The sequence below is a fragment of the Brevibacterium oceani genome (genome assembly GCF_013623835.1).
In the GTDB taxonomy this organism is placed as follows: domain Bacteria; phylum Actinomycetota; class Actinomycetes; order Actinomycetales; family Brevibacteriaceae; genus Brevibacterium; species Brevibacterium oceani.
The window spans coordinates 11878-26626 of record NZ_JABKDE010000009.1 but is presented as its reverse complement, the minus strand read 5'-3'; the positions used below and the strand labels follow the sequence as shown (position 1 = coordinate 26626).

General features: G+C 64.7%; 14 protein-coding genes. 9 read left to right on the top strand and 5 right to left on the bottom strand.

Features of this window, described 5'->3' with window-relative positions; genetic code table 11:
* Positions 1–14 precede the first annotated feature (14 nt).
* Both HK401_RS17425 and HK401_RS17420 read left to right on the top strand, forming a co-directional pair.
* Positions 15–1310, top strand: a complete 1296-nt coding sequence (locus HK401_RS17425; protein ID WP_181275925.1) for a D-alanyl-D-alanine carboxypeptidase family protein — start codon at positions 15–17, stop codon at positions 1308–1310.
* A 400-nt stretch (positions 1311–1710) separates the two neighbouring features.
* Complete coding sequence (locus HK401_RS17420) at positions 1711–1881, top strand: hypothetical protein (RefSeq protein ID WP_181275924.1); 171 nt, start codon at positions 1711–1713, stop codon at positions 1879–1881.
* Between the two features lie 316 nt (positions 1882–2197).
* Here HK401_RS17420 and nrdF read toward each other — a convergent pair whose 3' ends face one another.
* The 4 genes from nrdF to nrdH form a co-directional block, all read right to left on the bottom strand.
* Positions 2198–3169 carry a class 1b ribonucleoside-diphosphate reductase subunit beta gene (nrdF, locus tag HK401_RS17415; RefSeq protein ID WP_181275923.1) on the bottom strand — a complete coding sequence of 324 codons (972 nt, stop codon included), beginning with the start codon at positions 3167–3169 and terminating at the stop codon, positions 2198–2200.
* Between the two features lie 181 nt (positions 3170–3350).
* Positions 3351–5477, bottom strand: a complete 2127-nt coding sequence (gene nrdE / locus HK401_RS17410) for a class 1b ribonucleoside-diphosphate reductase subunit alpha (RefSeq protein ID WP_309136042.1) — start codon at positions 5475–5477, stop codon at positions 3351–3353.
* A gap of 5 nt (positions 5478–5482) precedes the next feature.
* The gene (gene nrdI, locus HK401_RS17405; RefSeq protein ID WP_181275921.1) at positions 5483–5896 is read right to left on the bottom strand and encodes a class Ib ribonucleoside-diphosphate reductase assembly flavoprotein NrdI; all 414 of its coding nucleotides are present in this window, start codon (positions 5894–5896) and stop codon (positions 5483–5485) included.
* Position 5897: 1 nt separating this feature from the next.
* On the bottom strand, positions 5898–6143 hold the full coding sequence (gene nrdH / locus HK401_RS17400) for a glutaredoxin-like protein NrdH (protein ID WP_025778731.1): 246 nt from the start codon (positions 6141–6143) through the stop codon (positions 5898–5900).
* A 616-nt stretch (positions 6144–6759) separates the two neighbouring features.
* Here nrdH and HK401_RS17395 point away from each other — a divergent pair.
* From HK401_RS17395 to HK401_RS17365, 7 genes are all read left to right on the top strand, one after another.
* The gene (locus tag HK401_RS17395) at positions 6760–7755 is read left to right on the top strand and encodes an AAA family ATPase (RefSeq protein ID WP_181275920.1); all 996 of its coding nucleotides are present in this window, start codon (positions 6760–6762) and stop codon (positions 7753–7755) included.
* A gap of 12 nt (positions 7756–7767) precedes the next feature.
* Entirely contained in the window at positions 7768–8652 is an 885-nt protein-coding gene (locus tag HK401_RS17390) for a DUF58 domain-containing protein (RefSeq protein ID WP_181275919.1), read from the top strand.
* Positions 8639–9091 carry a hypothetical protein gene (locus HK401_RS17385; protein ID WP_181275918.1) on the top strand — a complete coding sequence of 151 codons (453 nt, stop codon included), beginning with the start codon at positions 8639–8641 and terminating at the stop codon, positions 9089–9091. The genes HK401_RS17390 and HK401_RS17385 overlap by 14 nt, the downstream gene beginning before the upstream one ends.
* The gene (locus tag HK401_RS17380) at positions 9082–10056 is read left to right on the top strand and encodes a vWA domain-containing protein (protein WP_181275917.1); all 975 of its coding nucleotides are present in this window, start codon (positions 9082–9084) and stop codon (positions 10054–10056) included. The genes HK401_RS17385 and HK401_RS17380 overlap by 10 nt, the downstream gene beginning before the upstream one ends.
* A complete protein-coding gene (locus tag HK401_RS21110; RefSeq protein WP_181275916.1) occupies positions 10053–11288 on the top strand; it encodes a vWA domain-containing protein in 1236 nt (411 codons plus the stop codon). The genes HK401_RS17380 and HK401_RS21110 overlap by 4 nt, the downstream gene beginning before the upstream one ends.
* Positions 11285–12091, top strand: coding sequence for a tetratricopeptide repeat protein (locus tag HK401_RS17370; RefSeq protein WP_181275915.1), 807 nt, complete (start codon positions 11285–11287; stop codon positions 12089–12091). Before HK401_RS21110 ends, HK401_RS17370 begins: the two co-directional genes overlap by 4 nt.
* A gap of 104 nt (positions 12092–12195) precedes the next feature.
* Positions 12196–13305 carry a histidinol-phosphate transaminase gene (locus HK401_RS17365; RefSeq protein WP_181275914.1) on the top strand — a complete coding sequence of 370 codons (1110 nt, stop codon included), beginning with the start codon at positions 12196–12198 and terminating at the stop codon, positions 13303–13305.
* A gap of 21 nt (positions 13306–13326) precedes the next feature.
* Here HK401_RS17365 and HK401_RS17360 read toward each other — a convergent pair whose 3' ends face one another.
* The gene (locus HK401_RS17360) at positions 13327–14748 is read right to left on the bottom strand and encodes a PucR family transcriptional regulator (protein ID WP_181275913.1); all 1422 of its coding nucleotides are present in this window, start codon (positions 14746–14748) and stop codon (positions 13327–13329) included.
* Position 14749 lies beyond the last annotated feature (1 nt).

The window sequence follows — 14749 nt, the reverse complement described above, 5'->3', positions numbered from 1 at the left end:
GTAGACTGGGGCGCATGCGTTCCACCGGCTCCACTGCTTCCCCGACGACCGTATCGACACCGAGGTCTGCGACTGCGACCGCCGACGGACCCGTGTCCGGTTTCGGGCAGCCGAGGTTCCTGTCGGTCGCCACCGCACTGCTGACCCTCGCGCTTGTCGCTGCTCAGCTGGTCCTCTCCCCCGCCGCCTCGGCGACGACTCCGACCGGCGAAGAGACGGCACCGGCATATGTGAGTCCCGACGACCTCGGCGACGGAGCTAAGGCCCCGAAGCCGACGGGCACCTCCTGGCTCGTGGGCGACCTCGACTCCGGTGAGTTGCACGTGGCGAAGAACGTGGAGAAAAGGCATGCTCCTGCCTCGACGATCAAGCTGCTGACTGCGCTGGCCCTCGTCGACGTCCTCGATGACAAGCAGAAGAAGGTCACGGCCGAGTTCGAAGACATGGAGATCGACGGGACGAAGGTCGGCCTCATGCAGAAGAACAAATACACCATCGACCTGCTCTTCCACGCGATGCTCATGTCGAGTGCCAATGATGCCGCGAATGCCCTCGGCCGAGCCGCCGGCGGGCAGAAGAAGGCCGTGTCGCTGATGAACCAGAAGGCCGCGGAACTGGGCATGTCGAATACCCATGCGGCGAACACCTCGGGCCTCGACGCCAAGGGCCAGTACACGAGCGCCGAAGACCTCATGAAGCTTGCGTGGGCGGTGTGCGAGGACGACTACCTGATGAAGGTCATCGGGACGGAGACGTTCAAATTCCCGGGCGGGAAGAACCCGCAGACGAAAGAGAAGTTCAAAGGCTACGAGATCCAGAACCACACGAAGATCGTCGGTCAGGTCGACGGCGGTCTGGGGCTGAAGAACGGGTTCACTCGAGCCGCGAAGGGCTCCTATGTGGCTGTCGCGGAACGCGATGGTCACCGCGTGGTTGCGACGATGCTCGGCATCGACAACAACTCGAGGCAGGTCGCCGTGGATCTTCTCGAATGGGATTTCGCGCAGAAGGAACCGAAGTCCCTGCAGACCGTCCCCGTGGGCGTGCAGGCCACCGCCGAGGCGAAGCCCACGGCACCGAGCAGCGGCGGGGACGCCGGCGGGGACGAGGACGAAACGGCCGCCTCGGCGAAGGATTCCGCAGACGATGACGGAGACGGCCAGGCTTCTTCCTCCCTCGCCTCCCGGTCCTTGGGCGCAGCCATGGACAACCCCCTGGCACTCGGCCTCCTCGGTGCCGGCGTTGTCCTGCTCATCCTCACAGCGGTGCTGTGGGTCAGGCTGCGCGGGAGGCTGCAGGGCCGTCGCTGAGCCATCTCGACGCGGCCGCGCAACCTCGGCGAGGGGAATGTGTGTGCGCGAATCGCGTGTCACACGCGGCCTGGGCCGTGCGGTCAGTAGGGACGCGCCTCGACGCCTGCTTCTGTGGGCTCCACCACCTCGAATGGACAGTGGCGGTCATGGACGGCTATGATAGTGGTTTGCGTTCGAAGCTGTCCGCATTCATCGAACCGATCGATGCGTTGCTCCTGCCGACAATCCATTTGAGTCGCAGGCTCCGATCCTGGTTCATCATTTCGGATGAATGATCCGGACACTGTATCTCTTCGAACTGCAGATCCCCATCGGCGACTACCCATCGCCGACTAGACAACCTGAGGAATAGTGCGCGTCGTTGCCGCTATTCACAACTGAAGAAAGGAGGGAACCCATGTCTGAGTTCCCACAGTGGGTCCAGCGCGGACTCGCACACGCAGGGATGATCGATCCCAGGATCAGCGGTCAGGCTCCCGGCGAAGTCACCATCGAGGATGCGACCGGTCGCATCGTGCTCTTCACGGGCACCTCGCTGCGTGAGGTCACGCCGATGGCCGCCGCCTGATCCACACAGGTCACGACAACGCCCACTTGCTGCCGGGTTTTACGCAGCGAGTGGGCGTTTGCTCGTTCATACGGAAGTATTCAAAGCCCCATGTCTTGTGGTCAGGGCGGATTCGTTCCAGACGCAGTTCCACGGCTCAGCCGGCCGATTGTCTGCCCGGCTGTGGGGCTGTCTGCCCGTCCGTGAGACTGTCTGCCCGGCCGATTGTCGGCCCGGCCGTGAGGCTGCCTGTCCGGCGGCGTGAACGTTGAAAAAAGGTCCGGGGTCGCAGACAGCTGCGACCCCGGACCTCTGTGCGATCCGCGATGACGTCAGATCAGAAGTCCCAGTCCTCGTCCTCGGTGTTCTCGGCCTTGCCGATGACATAGGACGAACCCGAACCGGAGAAGAAGTCGTGGTTCTCATCGCTGCCGGGCGAAAGCGCCGCGAGGATCGCCGGATTGACGTCCGTGACCTCCTTGGGGAACATCGCCTCATAGCCGAGGTTCATCAGCGCCTTGTTGGCGTTGTAGTGGAGGAACTTCTTGCAGTCCTCCGCCAGCCCCACCGAATCGTAGAGGTCGTGGGTGTAGGAGACCTCGTTCTCGTAGAGCTCGAACATGAGGTTCATCGTGTAGTCCTTGAGCTCCTGCCTGCGCTCCTCGGACTGCGACTCAAGCCCCTTCTGGTACTTGTAGCCGATGTAGTAGCCGTGCACGGCTTCGTCGCGGATGATGAGCCGGATGAGGTCGGCGGTGTTCGTCAGCTTCGCATGCGCCGACCAGTACATGGGCAGGTAGAAGCCGGAGTAGAAGAGGAACGACTCGAGCAGCGTCGAGGCGACCTTGCGCTTGAGCGGATCGTCACCCCGGTAGTAGCTGAGGATGATGTCGGCTTTCGACTGCAGGAAGGAATTCTCCCGCGACCAGCGGAAGGCCTCGTCGATCTCCTTCGTCGAGCACAGGGTGGAGAAGATCGAGGAGTACGACTTCGCGTGCACGCTCTCCATGAACGCGATGTTCGTCATCACTGCCTCTTCGTGCGGCGTGACGGCGTCAGGAATGAGTGAGATCGCACCGACCGTGCCCTGGATCGTGTCGAGCAGCGTCAGACCGGTGAACACGCGCATCGTCAGCGTCTTCTCGTCCTCGGTCAGGGTGGCCCAGGAGGGAATGTCGTTGCTCAGCGGAACCTTCTCCGGCAGCCAGAAGTTGCCCGTCAGTCGATCCCACACCTCATCGTCGATCGGATCGACGACGCGGTTCCAGTTGATGGCGTCGACATGCGAGGCCAGAGTCAGATTCTCCAAGGGTTTCCCTCTTCCCGAAAAGTCGTGTTCTGCAAAAGTCACGAAGTCGTCTTCGTGCTGAGTTTGAGCGGTCTGCTGCGCAGACGATCGGCCGATGCGGCCGGGCCATTGTCCGCAAGATCGGAGCCGGCCCCGCACGAATCCGGCGGACCGATTCGCATCGGTTCGCCGGATTCGATGATCACAGCATGCAGGAGACGCAGCCCTCGACCTCCGTGCCCTGCAGCGCGAGCTGCCGGAGCCGGATGTAGTAGATGGTCTTGATGCCCTTGCGCCATGCGTAGATCTGCGCTTTGTTGATGTCACGGGTGGTCGCGGTGTCCATGAAGAACAGCGTCAGCGACAGGCCCTGGTCCACGTGCTTTGTGGCCTCAGCGTAGGTGTCGATGATCTTCTCGTACCCGATCTCGTACGCATCCTGGTAGTACTCGAGGTTGTCGTTGTCCATGAAGGGAGCCGGGTAGTACACGCGCCCGACCTTGCCCTCCTTGCGGATCTCGATCTTCGAGGCCACCGGGTGGATCGACGACGTCGAGTTGTTGATGTAGGAGATCGAACCGGTCGGCGGCACGGCCTGCAGGTTCTGGTTGTAGATGCCGTGCTCGGCCACCTGGGCCTTGAGCTCGCGCCAATCGTCCTGCGTCGGGATGTGCACTCCCGCCTCGGCGAAGAGCTGTGCGACCCGCTCGGTGCGCGGAACCCACGCCTCATCGGTGTACTTGTCGAAGTATTCGCCGGTGGCGTACTTCGACCGCTCGAAGCCGGCGAACGTGGTGCCGCGTTCCTTCGCGATCTCCATCGACGCCCGCACACAGTGGTAGGCGACGGTGTAGAAGTACATGTTCGTGAAGTCCAGGCCCTCGTCGGAGCCGTAGTACACGTGCTCGCGGGCGAGGTAGCCGTGGAGGTTCATCTGGCCCAGCCCGATCGCGTGGGACATGTCGTTGCCGCGGGCGATCGAGGGCACGGACTGGATGTCCGAGGTCTCGGCGACGGCGGTGAGCCCGCGGATCGCGGTCTCGACGGTCTGCCCGAAGTCCTCCGAGTCCATCGTCAGGGCGATGTTGAGCGAACCGAGGTTGCAGGAGATGTCCTTGCCGATCTCGTCGTAGCCGAGGTCGGCGTCGTACCGGCTGGGTTCGGAGACCTGGAGGATCTCCGAGCACAGGTTGGACATGATGATCTTGCCGTCGATCGGGTTCGCCTTGTTGACGGTGTCCTCGAACATCACGTACGGGTACCCGGATTCGAACTGGATCTCGGCCAGGGTCTGGAAGAACTCGCGGGCGTTGATCTTCTTCTTCTTGATCGAGGCGTTGTCGACCATCTCCGTGTACTTCTCCGTGACGCTGACGTCGGAGAAGGGCATGCCGTAGACGCGTTCGACGTCGTAGGGGCTGAAGAGGTACATGTCCTCGTTGCGCTTGGCCAGCTCGAAGGTGATGTCGGGAATCACGACGCCCAGGGACAGGGTCTTGATCCGGATCTTCTCATCGGCGTTCTCACGCTTGGTGTCGAGGAAGCTGTAGATGTCCGGGTGGTGGGCGTGCAGATACACGGCACCTGCGCCCTGACGGGCGCCCAGCTGGTTGGCGTAGGAGAAGGAGTCCTCGAGCAGCTTCATGACCGGGATGACGCCGGAGGACTGGTTCTCGATCTTCTTGATCGGGGCACCCGACTCGCGGATGTTCGTCAGAGCGAAGGCCACGCCGCCGCCGCGCTTCGACAGCTGCAGGGCGGAGTTGATGGACCGGCCGATCGACTCCATGTTGTCCTCGATGCGCAGCAGGAAGCAGGAGACGAGCTCTCCGCGCTGCTTCTTGCCGGCGTTGAGGAAGGTCGGGGTGGCCGGCTGGAACCGACCCGTGATGATCTCGTCGACGAGCTGGGTCGCCAGCGTCTCATCGCCGCGGGCGAGGAACAGGGCGACCATGACGACGCGGTCCTCGAAGCGTTCGAGGTAGCGCTTTCCGTCGAAGGTCTTCAGTGTGTAGGAGGTGTAGAACTTGAAGGCGCCCAGGAAGGTCTGGAACCGGAACTTCTGATCGTAGGCGCGCTTCGACAGCGCCTCGATGAAGTCGAACGAGTACTGTTCCAGGACCTCGGGCTCGTAGTAGTCCTTCTCGACGAGGTAGTCGAGCTTCTCCTTGAGGTCGTGGAAGAAGACGGTGTTGTTGTTGACGTGCTGGAGGAAGTACTGCCGGGCAGCCTGCTTGTCACGTTCGAACTGGATCCGTCCGCTCTCGTCATACAGGTTCAGCATGGCGTTGAGCGCGTGGTAGTCCAGATCCGTCTCTTCGCGGATGATGTCCTCTACATTGCGGTCTTCAGCGAGCTCGCGCACAGTTTGTCCAATCCTAGATTCACCGCATCGACGTCCTCCGGGGTTCCCAGGAGCTCGACTCGGTACATGAGGGGTACTTGACATTTGACGGCGACCTTCTTGGCCGCGCGACAGTAATCTTCGCCGAAGTTCGTGTTTCCGGCGCCGATGACACCGATGAGGTGTCGTCGGTTCTCTTCGTTATTGAGGAATTTGATGACCTGCTTGGGGATGGCGCCTTGGTTGCGTCCCGCCCCATAGGTCGGAGTCACGAGGACGAACGGTTCGTCGACCCTCAGCGTCTCCTGCTTTGTCAGCAGCGGAATCCGGAGAGCCGGATGCCGCAGCTTGCCGACGAAGCGGTGGGTGAACTCAGAGCTGCTGGAGTAGTAGACCAGGAGCATTTCAGGCCACGACGGACGCTGACTGCTCGCCGGTCAGGGTGGCGATCTTGTCCGGGCGGAAACCCGACCAGTGATCGTTGTCGGTGACGACGACGGGCGCCTGCATGTAACCCATGGCTTTGACGACGTCGAGGGCGTTCTCGTCGACGCTGAGATCGACCGACTTGTACTTCAGTCCCTTGGCATCGAGCGCACGGTAGGTGGCGTTGCACTGGACACAAGCGGGCTTGGTGTACACGGTGATCATGGCGACTCCTCAATTCTGCCTTGCGGCTTCCGCGTTCTGTGTGGCGTGATCGGGCCTTCCGCCTGCCGAATCATGATGAAGATCACGACGTGCAGGCCCAGGGGCGACCACTAGATGTTGTGTTCGGGTATGACCTTACCCCTATATCCAGTGTTACACCAGTGTCATTTCGACGGTCCACACCCCTGTGTGCGCACCGTCCACAGTCGTCCACAGGCTGTGAACGACACCCATGTAGTTCGATCACCTGCGAGGACACTGGGGACAGCGGCGAACGAACCTTTTTTCCACCGATTTCCCGACGCAGTTTTCCACCGCTGTCCACAGAAAAAATTTCTGCCTGTGGGTGTGTCGGGACCATTTCCACCACCTCCGCTCATGCGTTCGGTCCACCGCCCTCGATCGGTCCCGTCAACGCTACAGATCGGCACTGACACGGAGACTGGAGCAGGCGCAGGATCGGAGACTGTCCACGACAGGTTCGCGGTGTGCCCCGGGCCCGATATCGCCGGCAGCCGCACCATGTGTCAGCACTGACACGTCGTGGGCTGTCTCACGTCAGTGCCAACCAATATGCTGGAGACCACACCGCAACGAATCGAGAGGCATGGGGACTATGACCGCGACCGCACCGGCCAACACCCAGGAGATCGCACACGCGCAGACCATCCTCAAGGGGCTGGAGTCCTATCTCGACCATTTCGTCGTCGGTCAGCAGCGTCTGCGCGAATCCCTGCTCATCGGGCTCCTCTCCGGGGGCCATCTGCTCCTCGAAAGCGTCCCGGGGCTCGCGAAGACCACGGCCGCGGCGGCCCTGGCCAATGCCGTGGACGGGAAGTTCTCCCGCATCCAGTGCACCCCTGACCTGCTGCCGGCCGACATCATCGGCTCGCAGATCTACAACGCCCATGAGGGGTCGTTCAACACGGTGCTCGGACCTGTCCATGCGAACATCGTCCTCCTCGACGAGATCAACCGGTCCTCGGCGAAGACGCAGTCGGCGATGCTCGAGGCGATGCAGGAGAAGCAGACGACCATCGGCGGTCAGCGCTTCGAACTCCCCCGCCCGTTCCTCGTCATGGCCACGCAGAACCCGATCGAGCAGGAAGGCACGTACCAGCTGCCCGAGGCTCAGCTCGACCGGTTCATGATCAAGGACCTGCTCACCCATCCGAACCCGAACGAAGAGGTCGAGATCCTCACCCGACTCGACTCCGGCGTCTTCGACAAGGACTCGGTGCCGGAACCGGCGTGCAGCCTCGACGATGTGGTGACCATGCAGCGCTATGCCCGCACCATCTACATCGACCCCGCGATCACCCGCTACCTCGTCGAACTCGTCCATGCGACCCGCAACACGGCGAAGTACCTCGGCCGCTACGCCCCCTTCATCGAATACGGCGGCAGCCCGCGCGCCTCGATCGCGTTCACGAACGCCGGTCGGGCACTCGCAATGATCCGCGGCCGTAACTACGTCATCCCCGAAGACATCAAGGACCTCGCCCACCGGGTGCTGGCTCACCGCATCCAGCTCAACTTCGAAGCAGCCGCCGAGAACATCACGAGCGCCCAGGTCGTCGATGCCCTCCTCATGGCCGTGCCCACTCCCTGATCGGCTGCGACGATGACTGCCCTGCTCAATCGCATCAAGGCGCGGATGACCATCCACGCCCACCGGCGCACCCGTCGCCTCCTCGACGGCGACTACTCCTCGGTGTTCCACGGCCACAGCCTCGACTTCGATGATCTGCGCGACTACATCCCCGGCGACGAGATCCGCGACATCGACTGGAAGGCCACGGCCCGCCACACCGAGCCCCTGGTCAAACGCTATGTCGCCCATCGCAGGCACATCCTCGGCCTCGTCGTCGACACCTCACGGAACTTCGACGCCGTGACCTCGGCGGGAGCGGACAAACGCCACCTGGCGATCCTCATGGCCGGAATGATCGGCTACCTCGCCGTGCGCCACGGCGACGATGTCATGCTCATCCACGGCAGCGCCGAACGCACGACCGCCTCCCCGCGGAAGGGCAGCGAAGCCCACCTCGAGCACCTCCTCCAGCAGATCCTCGCAGAAGCGGGCACCGACTCCCCCGGGTCGATCAACACCCAGCTGCAGTGGATCAGCAGCCACATCAACCATCGGATGCTGCTCGTCGTCATCTCCGACCAGGCCCCGCTGGGCCCCGACGAGGAGGCGACGATCCGTCGACTCCGCGCCCAGCACGAGGTCCTGTGGATCACGGTCACCGACGCGGATCTCGCGGGACTGCCGGCCGCCTCGGCGCCGTTCGACGTCGCCCGCCCCGATCATGGACTGCCGTCAGCGGTGATGACGAAACCGCTGGTGAGACAGGAATTCGCCCTCGCCGAGGCGGCCCGCCGACAGCATCGCATCGACCTTCTCGCGAAGCTGGGCATCGCCCACACCGAGATCGATCATCCGAAGTCGGCCCTGGGCCGACTCCACACCCTTCTGCTGAGGCACCGCCGTGGGCCCCGCTGAACTCGTCGGTCCGCTGCAGATCTCACCCGCCTGGTACGTCGCGGTGATCCTCGTGCTGCTCATCGTCGCCGGCAACTTCTTCGCCCCGCTCATCCGGCTCGCCGCCGGGGCCACCGGAGCAGGCGGTCCGCGCATCCCGATCCCGGTGCGCAGCACCTACTTCTCACGCATCTCCAACGTGGAGTCGGATCTGGACTCGGAGAACGCGGATGTCCGCGATTCGGCGCGGTCGCTGGCGAAGATCGTCCGCGACTTCGCTCATGACGCCTGGGGTGTGAAGTCCGAGCACCTGACCTATCGTGATGCCGCGGTCGCCGGACTCGACGACCTCGCCGCGTGTCTGCTCGGCCTCTACGAAGCCGAGTTCGCAGAAACGGAACCGGCGGACCTGCACGCGCAGATCGCCGATGCCAGGAAGTTGGTGGCCCGATGGTCCTGATGTTCTGGTGGCTGGCCCTGATCCTCGCAGTCCTCGCCGTTGCGACGGTCTGGTTCTTCCGCCGTCCGAAGGCCACGGCGTCGTCGCTGCCCGTGGCCCACAGCGGTCGGATGACGAGCCTGCCGAGCTTCCGCCGAGCCATGCGCACCCGCCTGCTCACCACGGTCGCCCTCCTCGGCGTCATCGTCCTCACCGGTCTGTCCTCCCTGGCCGGCATCGCCCGCCCCGCCTGGATCGAAACCGTCAATCCGGAGAAGAAGCTGCGCGACGTCATGCTCTGCCTCGATGTCTCCGGCTCGATGCTCGGCTACGACGCAGACCTGCTCGAGGCCTATCAGGAGCTCGTCGACCGGTTCGACGGAGAACGCATCGGCATGACCGTCTTCAATGCCACAGCGGTCTCGGCATTCCCACTCACCGACGACTACGACATGGTGGAGAACTTCCTCGCCGAGGCCGAGGACGGCTTCCGCACCTGGGGCTCGGAGGGCACCGACTATTCGTGGTCGACCTCGCCTCCGAACATCGGCGGGTCCTCCCTCATCGGCGACGGGCTGGTCAGCTGCGTCGACAACTTCGACCGGAAGGACGAGAAGCGGTCCAGGTCGATCGTCTTCGCCACGGACAACATGCTCGCCGGTGATCCGCTGTTCGACCTCAACGAGGCCGCCGACATCGCCGTCGATGCCGACGTGCGCGTCTACAGCCTGTCCCCGCCCTCGATCCTGACGACGACGCAGACGAAAGAGCTGAAATCGGTCTCCGACCGCACCGGCGGCAAGCAGTTCGACATGGGCTCGGCCTCGACCATCGACCGCATCGTCGAGGAGATCCAGAGCCAGGAGGCCGAGAACACCCCGGGCCGCTCCTACACGATCGTCCACGACATGCCGGCGATCCCGCTCGGCCTCGCCGTGTTCGGACTCGCCGGAGTCTTCGTCCTGGCATGGAGGACGAAATCATGATCTTCGATCCCGTCTTCACCTGGTTCGGCTGGGGCCTGATCGTCCTCGCCCTGCTCACGGTGTGCATCATTCCCGCCGTCCGCGGCGACGGTCCGCGGTGGAAATGGTTCGCCCGGATGGGCGTCGTCGCGATCCTCGCGGTGGCACTCGCCCGCCCCGGCATTCCGATCAAGTCGACCACCGAGGAGTACGAGGCCCAAGCGGACGTGTACTTCGTCGTCGACACGACGACGTCGATGGCCGCCGAGGACTTCGACGGAGACCGGACCCGTCTCGACGGGGTGAAGGAGGACATGCTCGCGCTTGCCGACGAGTTCCCCGGCACCCGCCTGTCCATCATCACCTTCGCCTCGACCGCGGCGACGGTGATGCCGCTGACGACCGATCACACCGCCTTCGCCTCCGCCGTCGACGTGCTGACCCCGGAGACCTCAGTCAATTCGAAGGGGTCATCGATCACCGAGGCCGGAGACGAGCTCGACAAGCGCATGAGCGCCAACTCCGACGACCGACCCGACAACAAGAGCGTCGTGTTCTACTTCGGCGACGGTGAGCAGACGGTCGACCAGGGCCCCGACTCGTGGTCGTCCTTCGCCTCCCGCATCGACAGCGGAGCGGTGTTCGGCTACGGCACCGCAGCCGGTGGGAAGATGCGGGATTCGCAGCCCTTCGGCTCCGGTGTCGGCGACAGCACCGGTGTCGGCGACGGCACCGGCGGGGACGAACCGGGCCTCGGCGGCGATGATGACACGAACGGTGCCGACCACGATGACTACATCGTCGACGGCAACGGCAATCCGGGGATCTCGAAGATCGACGAGGGAAACCTCAAACGGATCGCCTCCGACCTCGGCGTCGACTACCACCACCGCGACGGCAAGGGTGAGATCTCCAGCGTCTACACCGCCCCGAAGTACGACCAGGCCCTGGTGAAGAAGGACGGCCGAGTCACCGTCGACGAGTACTTCTGGGTTCCCCTCATCCTCGTCTTCGCCTGGATCGCCGTGGAACTGGTCTTCGGCGTCCGCGAATACCTCCGCCTCAAGGCGATCACTCCCCCACGCCCACGCCGAGGCGGTCCTCCCGGACCCGGGAATGTTCCCTACCAGCCGAGGCCAGGCGGCATGCCTGCAGGACCCGGACCTGTAGGACCCGGACCTGGCGGGGTGCCCGGCCAGCCCGTGCAGTCTGCCCCACCCGTGCAGCCCGGCCAGCGAGGAGGCCCCCGATGAACCGGATCAGACGCCTGTGGTCGCGACTGCGCCGGATCACGAAGATCAACCTCATCCTCGGCACGGTGTTCACCCTCGTTGCCGCCTATGTCGGTCTGACCGCGTACTTCGGCACCGCCTCCCAGGTCCGCTACGCCTCGAACGACTTCCCCGGAGCGAAGAAGGCAGCGACAGCGTTCCTGCGGCTCAGCCCCCTCCAACGGCACATCGGCTACTTCAATCGCGGCACCGCCGAGGCGGCCGTCGGCGACTACGACGAGGCTCAGGCCGATCTCGAAGCCGCGCTCGAGATCGCACCGACCTCCGCCGAATGCGCGGTCCGGATCAACCTGTCCTTCGTCTACGAGAAGCAGGCCGATGAGATCTCGTCTCAGGATCCCGACCAGTCGCAGGAACTCTACGACCGTTCGCTCAAGACTCTCGACGAGGCACCCGAAGAATGCCAGCCGAAGAAGAGCGAGGAGAAGCAGAAGAGCGAGAAGGCCAAGGACCGCGTCGAAGACAAGAAGAAGGGCGAGCAGGCCAAGGACGACGGCACCGACGACAGCGATTCGAGTGGCGACTCCCAAGACGAGGATTCGAAGGATCAGGAGTCCGACGACAGGTCCTCCGACGGAGATGGCAAGAAGTCCGAGGAGGAGAACTCCGACCAATCGGATGACTCGAAGGCATCCGAGGGCAGATCCGAACGCGAGAAGAAGCGGGAGGAGCTGGAGAAGCGCGCCGAGGACTCCGACCGACAACAGCAACAGCAGGGTCCCGGCGGCAACGGCGGACGGTCCTCACCGGACAAACCGTGGTGAGTCGGACGAGACGGCCTCGGTCCGAATCCGGGCGCGAGAACGATTCGCCGCGGACGGGACTCCCACGCGATCGTCCGCCCATGCGCCTGTGACATCATGAGGGCATGAACGCCGAGAACCCCTCTTCTCCTGCTCCGTCGACGCCGCGCCTGCGGACCGCCCTCGACACCTTCCCGCCCTATATTCCGGGCAAGCCCCCGCGGCAGGTCGACGGACTGCGGTCATTCAAACTCTCCTCCAACGAGAACTTCCTCCCACCCCTGCCCGCGGTGCTCGAGGCCATGGTCGCCCACGCCACGGACCCAGCCCACTACCCCGACGACGCGGCTCTGACGCTGCGAGAGGGACTGGCCGACCGCCTCGGCGTGGGGAACGATGAACTCGCCGTGACCACCGGAGCCTCCGAACTGCTCGTGGCTCTGACCCAGATCACCTCGGACGCGAGCACCGCAGCCATCTACCCGTGGCCGTCGTTCGAGATGTACCCGCAGACGACCGGGCTCGCCGGGTCCGCACGCATCGAAGTGCCGCTGACCGCCGACGGCCGCCACGACCTGCCGGCGATGGCGCGAGCGATCACCGACCGGACGAGCCTCATCATCCTCTGCTCACCGAACAACCCCACCGGTCCGGTCCTCACCGACGCCGAGGTGCGCGCCTTCCTCGACGAGGTCCCCGACCATGTCCTCGTCGCCCTCGACGAGGCGTACTGGGAATTCGCCACTGACCCCGACCGCGTCCGCGGACTCGAACTGGTCAAGGACCACCCGAACCTCGTGCTGCTGCGCACCTTCTCCAAGGCCCACGGCCTGGCAGGACTGCGCGTCGGCTACGCAGTGGCCCACCCGCAGGTCATCACCGGCCTGCTCAAGGCCGTCATCCCCTTCGGTGTCACCGACCTCAGCCAGGCCGCCGCCGTCGAATCGCTCAAGCACTGGGATGAGGTGCTCGAACGTGCCCGCTTGATCGCCGCGACCCGTGACGACTTCGCCCAGGCACTGCGCGAACAGGGCTGGGACGTGCCCGAGGCTCAGGCGAACTTCGTGTGGCTGCCGCTGGGTGAGAAGTCCTCCGCCTTCGAAGACGCCTGCGTCGAACAGGCAGTGGCGGTGCGCAACCTCGGTGTCGGGGTGCGCATCAGCATCGGCGAGGACGAAGCGCTCGACCGGGTCCTCGACATCGCCCAGACCTTCCGGGCCGAACACTTCGGCTAGGGCGGGAGTGCACGGCCGTCATCAGAGTTCAGCGAGTTCGAGGGCCATCGCCACGGCCTGGACGTCGCCGGCCCGAGTGAGATCCCGGCCGAGCAGCGACTCGATCTTCTTCAGCCTCGCACGCACCGTGTGACGGTGGATGCCGAGTTCCACGGCCACCTGCTCCCTGGCTCCCGAGGCGGCGATGTAGACCCGCAGCGTCTCCAACAGCTCCTGGCCTCCCCCGGCGCGGATGAGTTCGCCGAGGACACCGTCGACGAAGCGGGTGGCAGCATCCTCATCGACCGAGGACAGCAGAGCTCTGACCTCGGATGCCGCTGATTCGTGTTGGGTCCGCCACAGCGTCCACGCGTGGTGGATCCGAGCAGGCGCCACTCTCTTCTCCGTCAGCGCCTCCAGCCCCGTCGCCTCGGCGGCCCTGAGCACGAGGTCGTCGAGACCGCGTTCGGTGGAGCCGGCGACGCCCAGGATCGACCCGGCGCGGGTGAGCAGCGCTTCACCGACGATATCGGCGATGAGGTTCTCCGCCGTATCCCCGCGCACCCCGCCGAAGATGCGCATCCCGATCGTCGCCACCGGTGCCAGCCCCGTCGCCCGCGCCCACTCGGCGCGTGCCTCCTCGGTGGTCATCGCCGTCGTGAACAGGGGTGATCGCCCGGTCCGGGCAGGCCGATCCGACAGCGTCATCGCCAGCAGTGAGGCCGCGGTCGACAGGAGCAGGGCACGCGTCTTCGGAGATCCGGCCGCCTCGGCGGGGGTGAGGATCCACCCCAGCGGACGCTCGCTGCCGAGCGGAACGGCCTCCACGATGTGCTCCCCGGTGCGGATCAGCCGAGGAGCGAGCGAAGGTTTCAGGCACTCCTCGACGAGCACCTTACGCACATCAGGATCGGCATCCTCCCCGGTCAGGGCCCGCCCTGTGGGCGAGACGAAGCGCACCCGGGTGCCGAGCGTCTCGGCCAGATCCGCCACCAGGGCTGCCGGTCCCGACTGCGCCAGTGCGGCGGCGAAGCGCCTTGCGGCGCTGCTCGCCCTGGTCAGCTCACGATTCGTCTCGGCCTCGCGCATGCGGGTGAAGGCATCGACGACGGCGACGAACGGCACCGGTTCGGGCACCCCGAAGAGCGGGAGACCGACCGTTTCGGCCTCGGCGATGAGGATCGGCGGCACCTGCTGCCACGGCAGGTCGGAGCCCAGCCCGATGCCGAGCGCATGGACGCCGACTGCCTTGAGGCGGCGGACATAGTCCTTGACCGTCTCCGCCCCGAGGTCCTGCCCGACCCCGATGGTCAGGAGCACCTCTCCGCCGGCGAGCCACTCGTCGACCTCCGGCAGCTCCGAGGAGTGGACGATCGTCACCTCCTGCTCGGCGGCTGTGGGCGAGTCGACGAGGACGTCGAGGGCGAGTTCGCTGCGCGACCACAGCTGTTCGAGGCTGACCATG

Coding starts and splice junctions, on each gene's coding strand:
- HK401_RS17425 (WP_181275925.1), top strand. CDS start 15: ATGCGTTCCACCGGCTCCACTGCTTCCCCGACGACCGTATCGACACCG.
- HK401_RS17420 (WP_181275924.1), top strand. CDS start 1,711: ATGTCTGAGTTCCCACAGTGGGTCCAGCGCGGACTCGCACACGCAGGG.
- nrdI (WP_181275921.1), bottom strand. CDS start 5,896: ATGCTCCTGGTCTACTACTCCAGCAGCTCTGAGTTCACCCACCGCTTC.
- nrdH (WP_025778731.1), bottom strand. CDS start 6,143: ATGATCACCGTGTACACCAAGCCCGCTTGTGTCCAGTGCAACGCCACC.
- HK401_RS17395 (WP_181275920.1), top strand. CDS start 6,760: ATGACCGCGACCGCACCGGCCAACACCCAGGAGATCGCACACGCGCAG.
- HK401_RS17390 (WP_181275919.1), top strand. CDS start 7,768: ATGACTGCCCTGCTCAATCGCATCAAGGCGCGGATGACCATCCACGCC.
- HK401_RS17380 (WP_181275917.1), top strand. CDS start 9,082: ATGGTCCTGATGTTCTGGTGGCTGGCCCTGATCCTCGCAGTCCTCGCC.
- HK401_RS21110 (WP_181275916.1), top strand. CDS start 10,053: ATGATCTTCGATCCCGTCTTCACCTGGTTCGGCTGGGGCCTGATCGTC.
- HK401_RS17370 (WP_181275915.1), top strand. CDS start 11,285: ATGAACCGGATCAGACGCCTGTGGTCGCGACTGCGCCGGATCACGAAG.
- HK401_RS17365 (WP_181275914.1), top strand. CDS start 12,196: ATGAACGCCGAGAACCCCTCTTCTCCTGCTCCGTCGACGCCGCGCCTG.
- HK401_RS17360 (WP_181275913.1), bottom strand. CDS start 14,748: ATGGTCAGCCTCGAACAGCTGTGGTCGCGCAGCGAACTCGCCCTCGAC.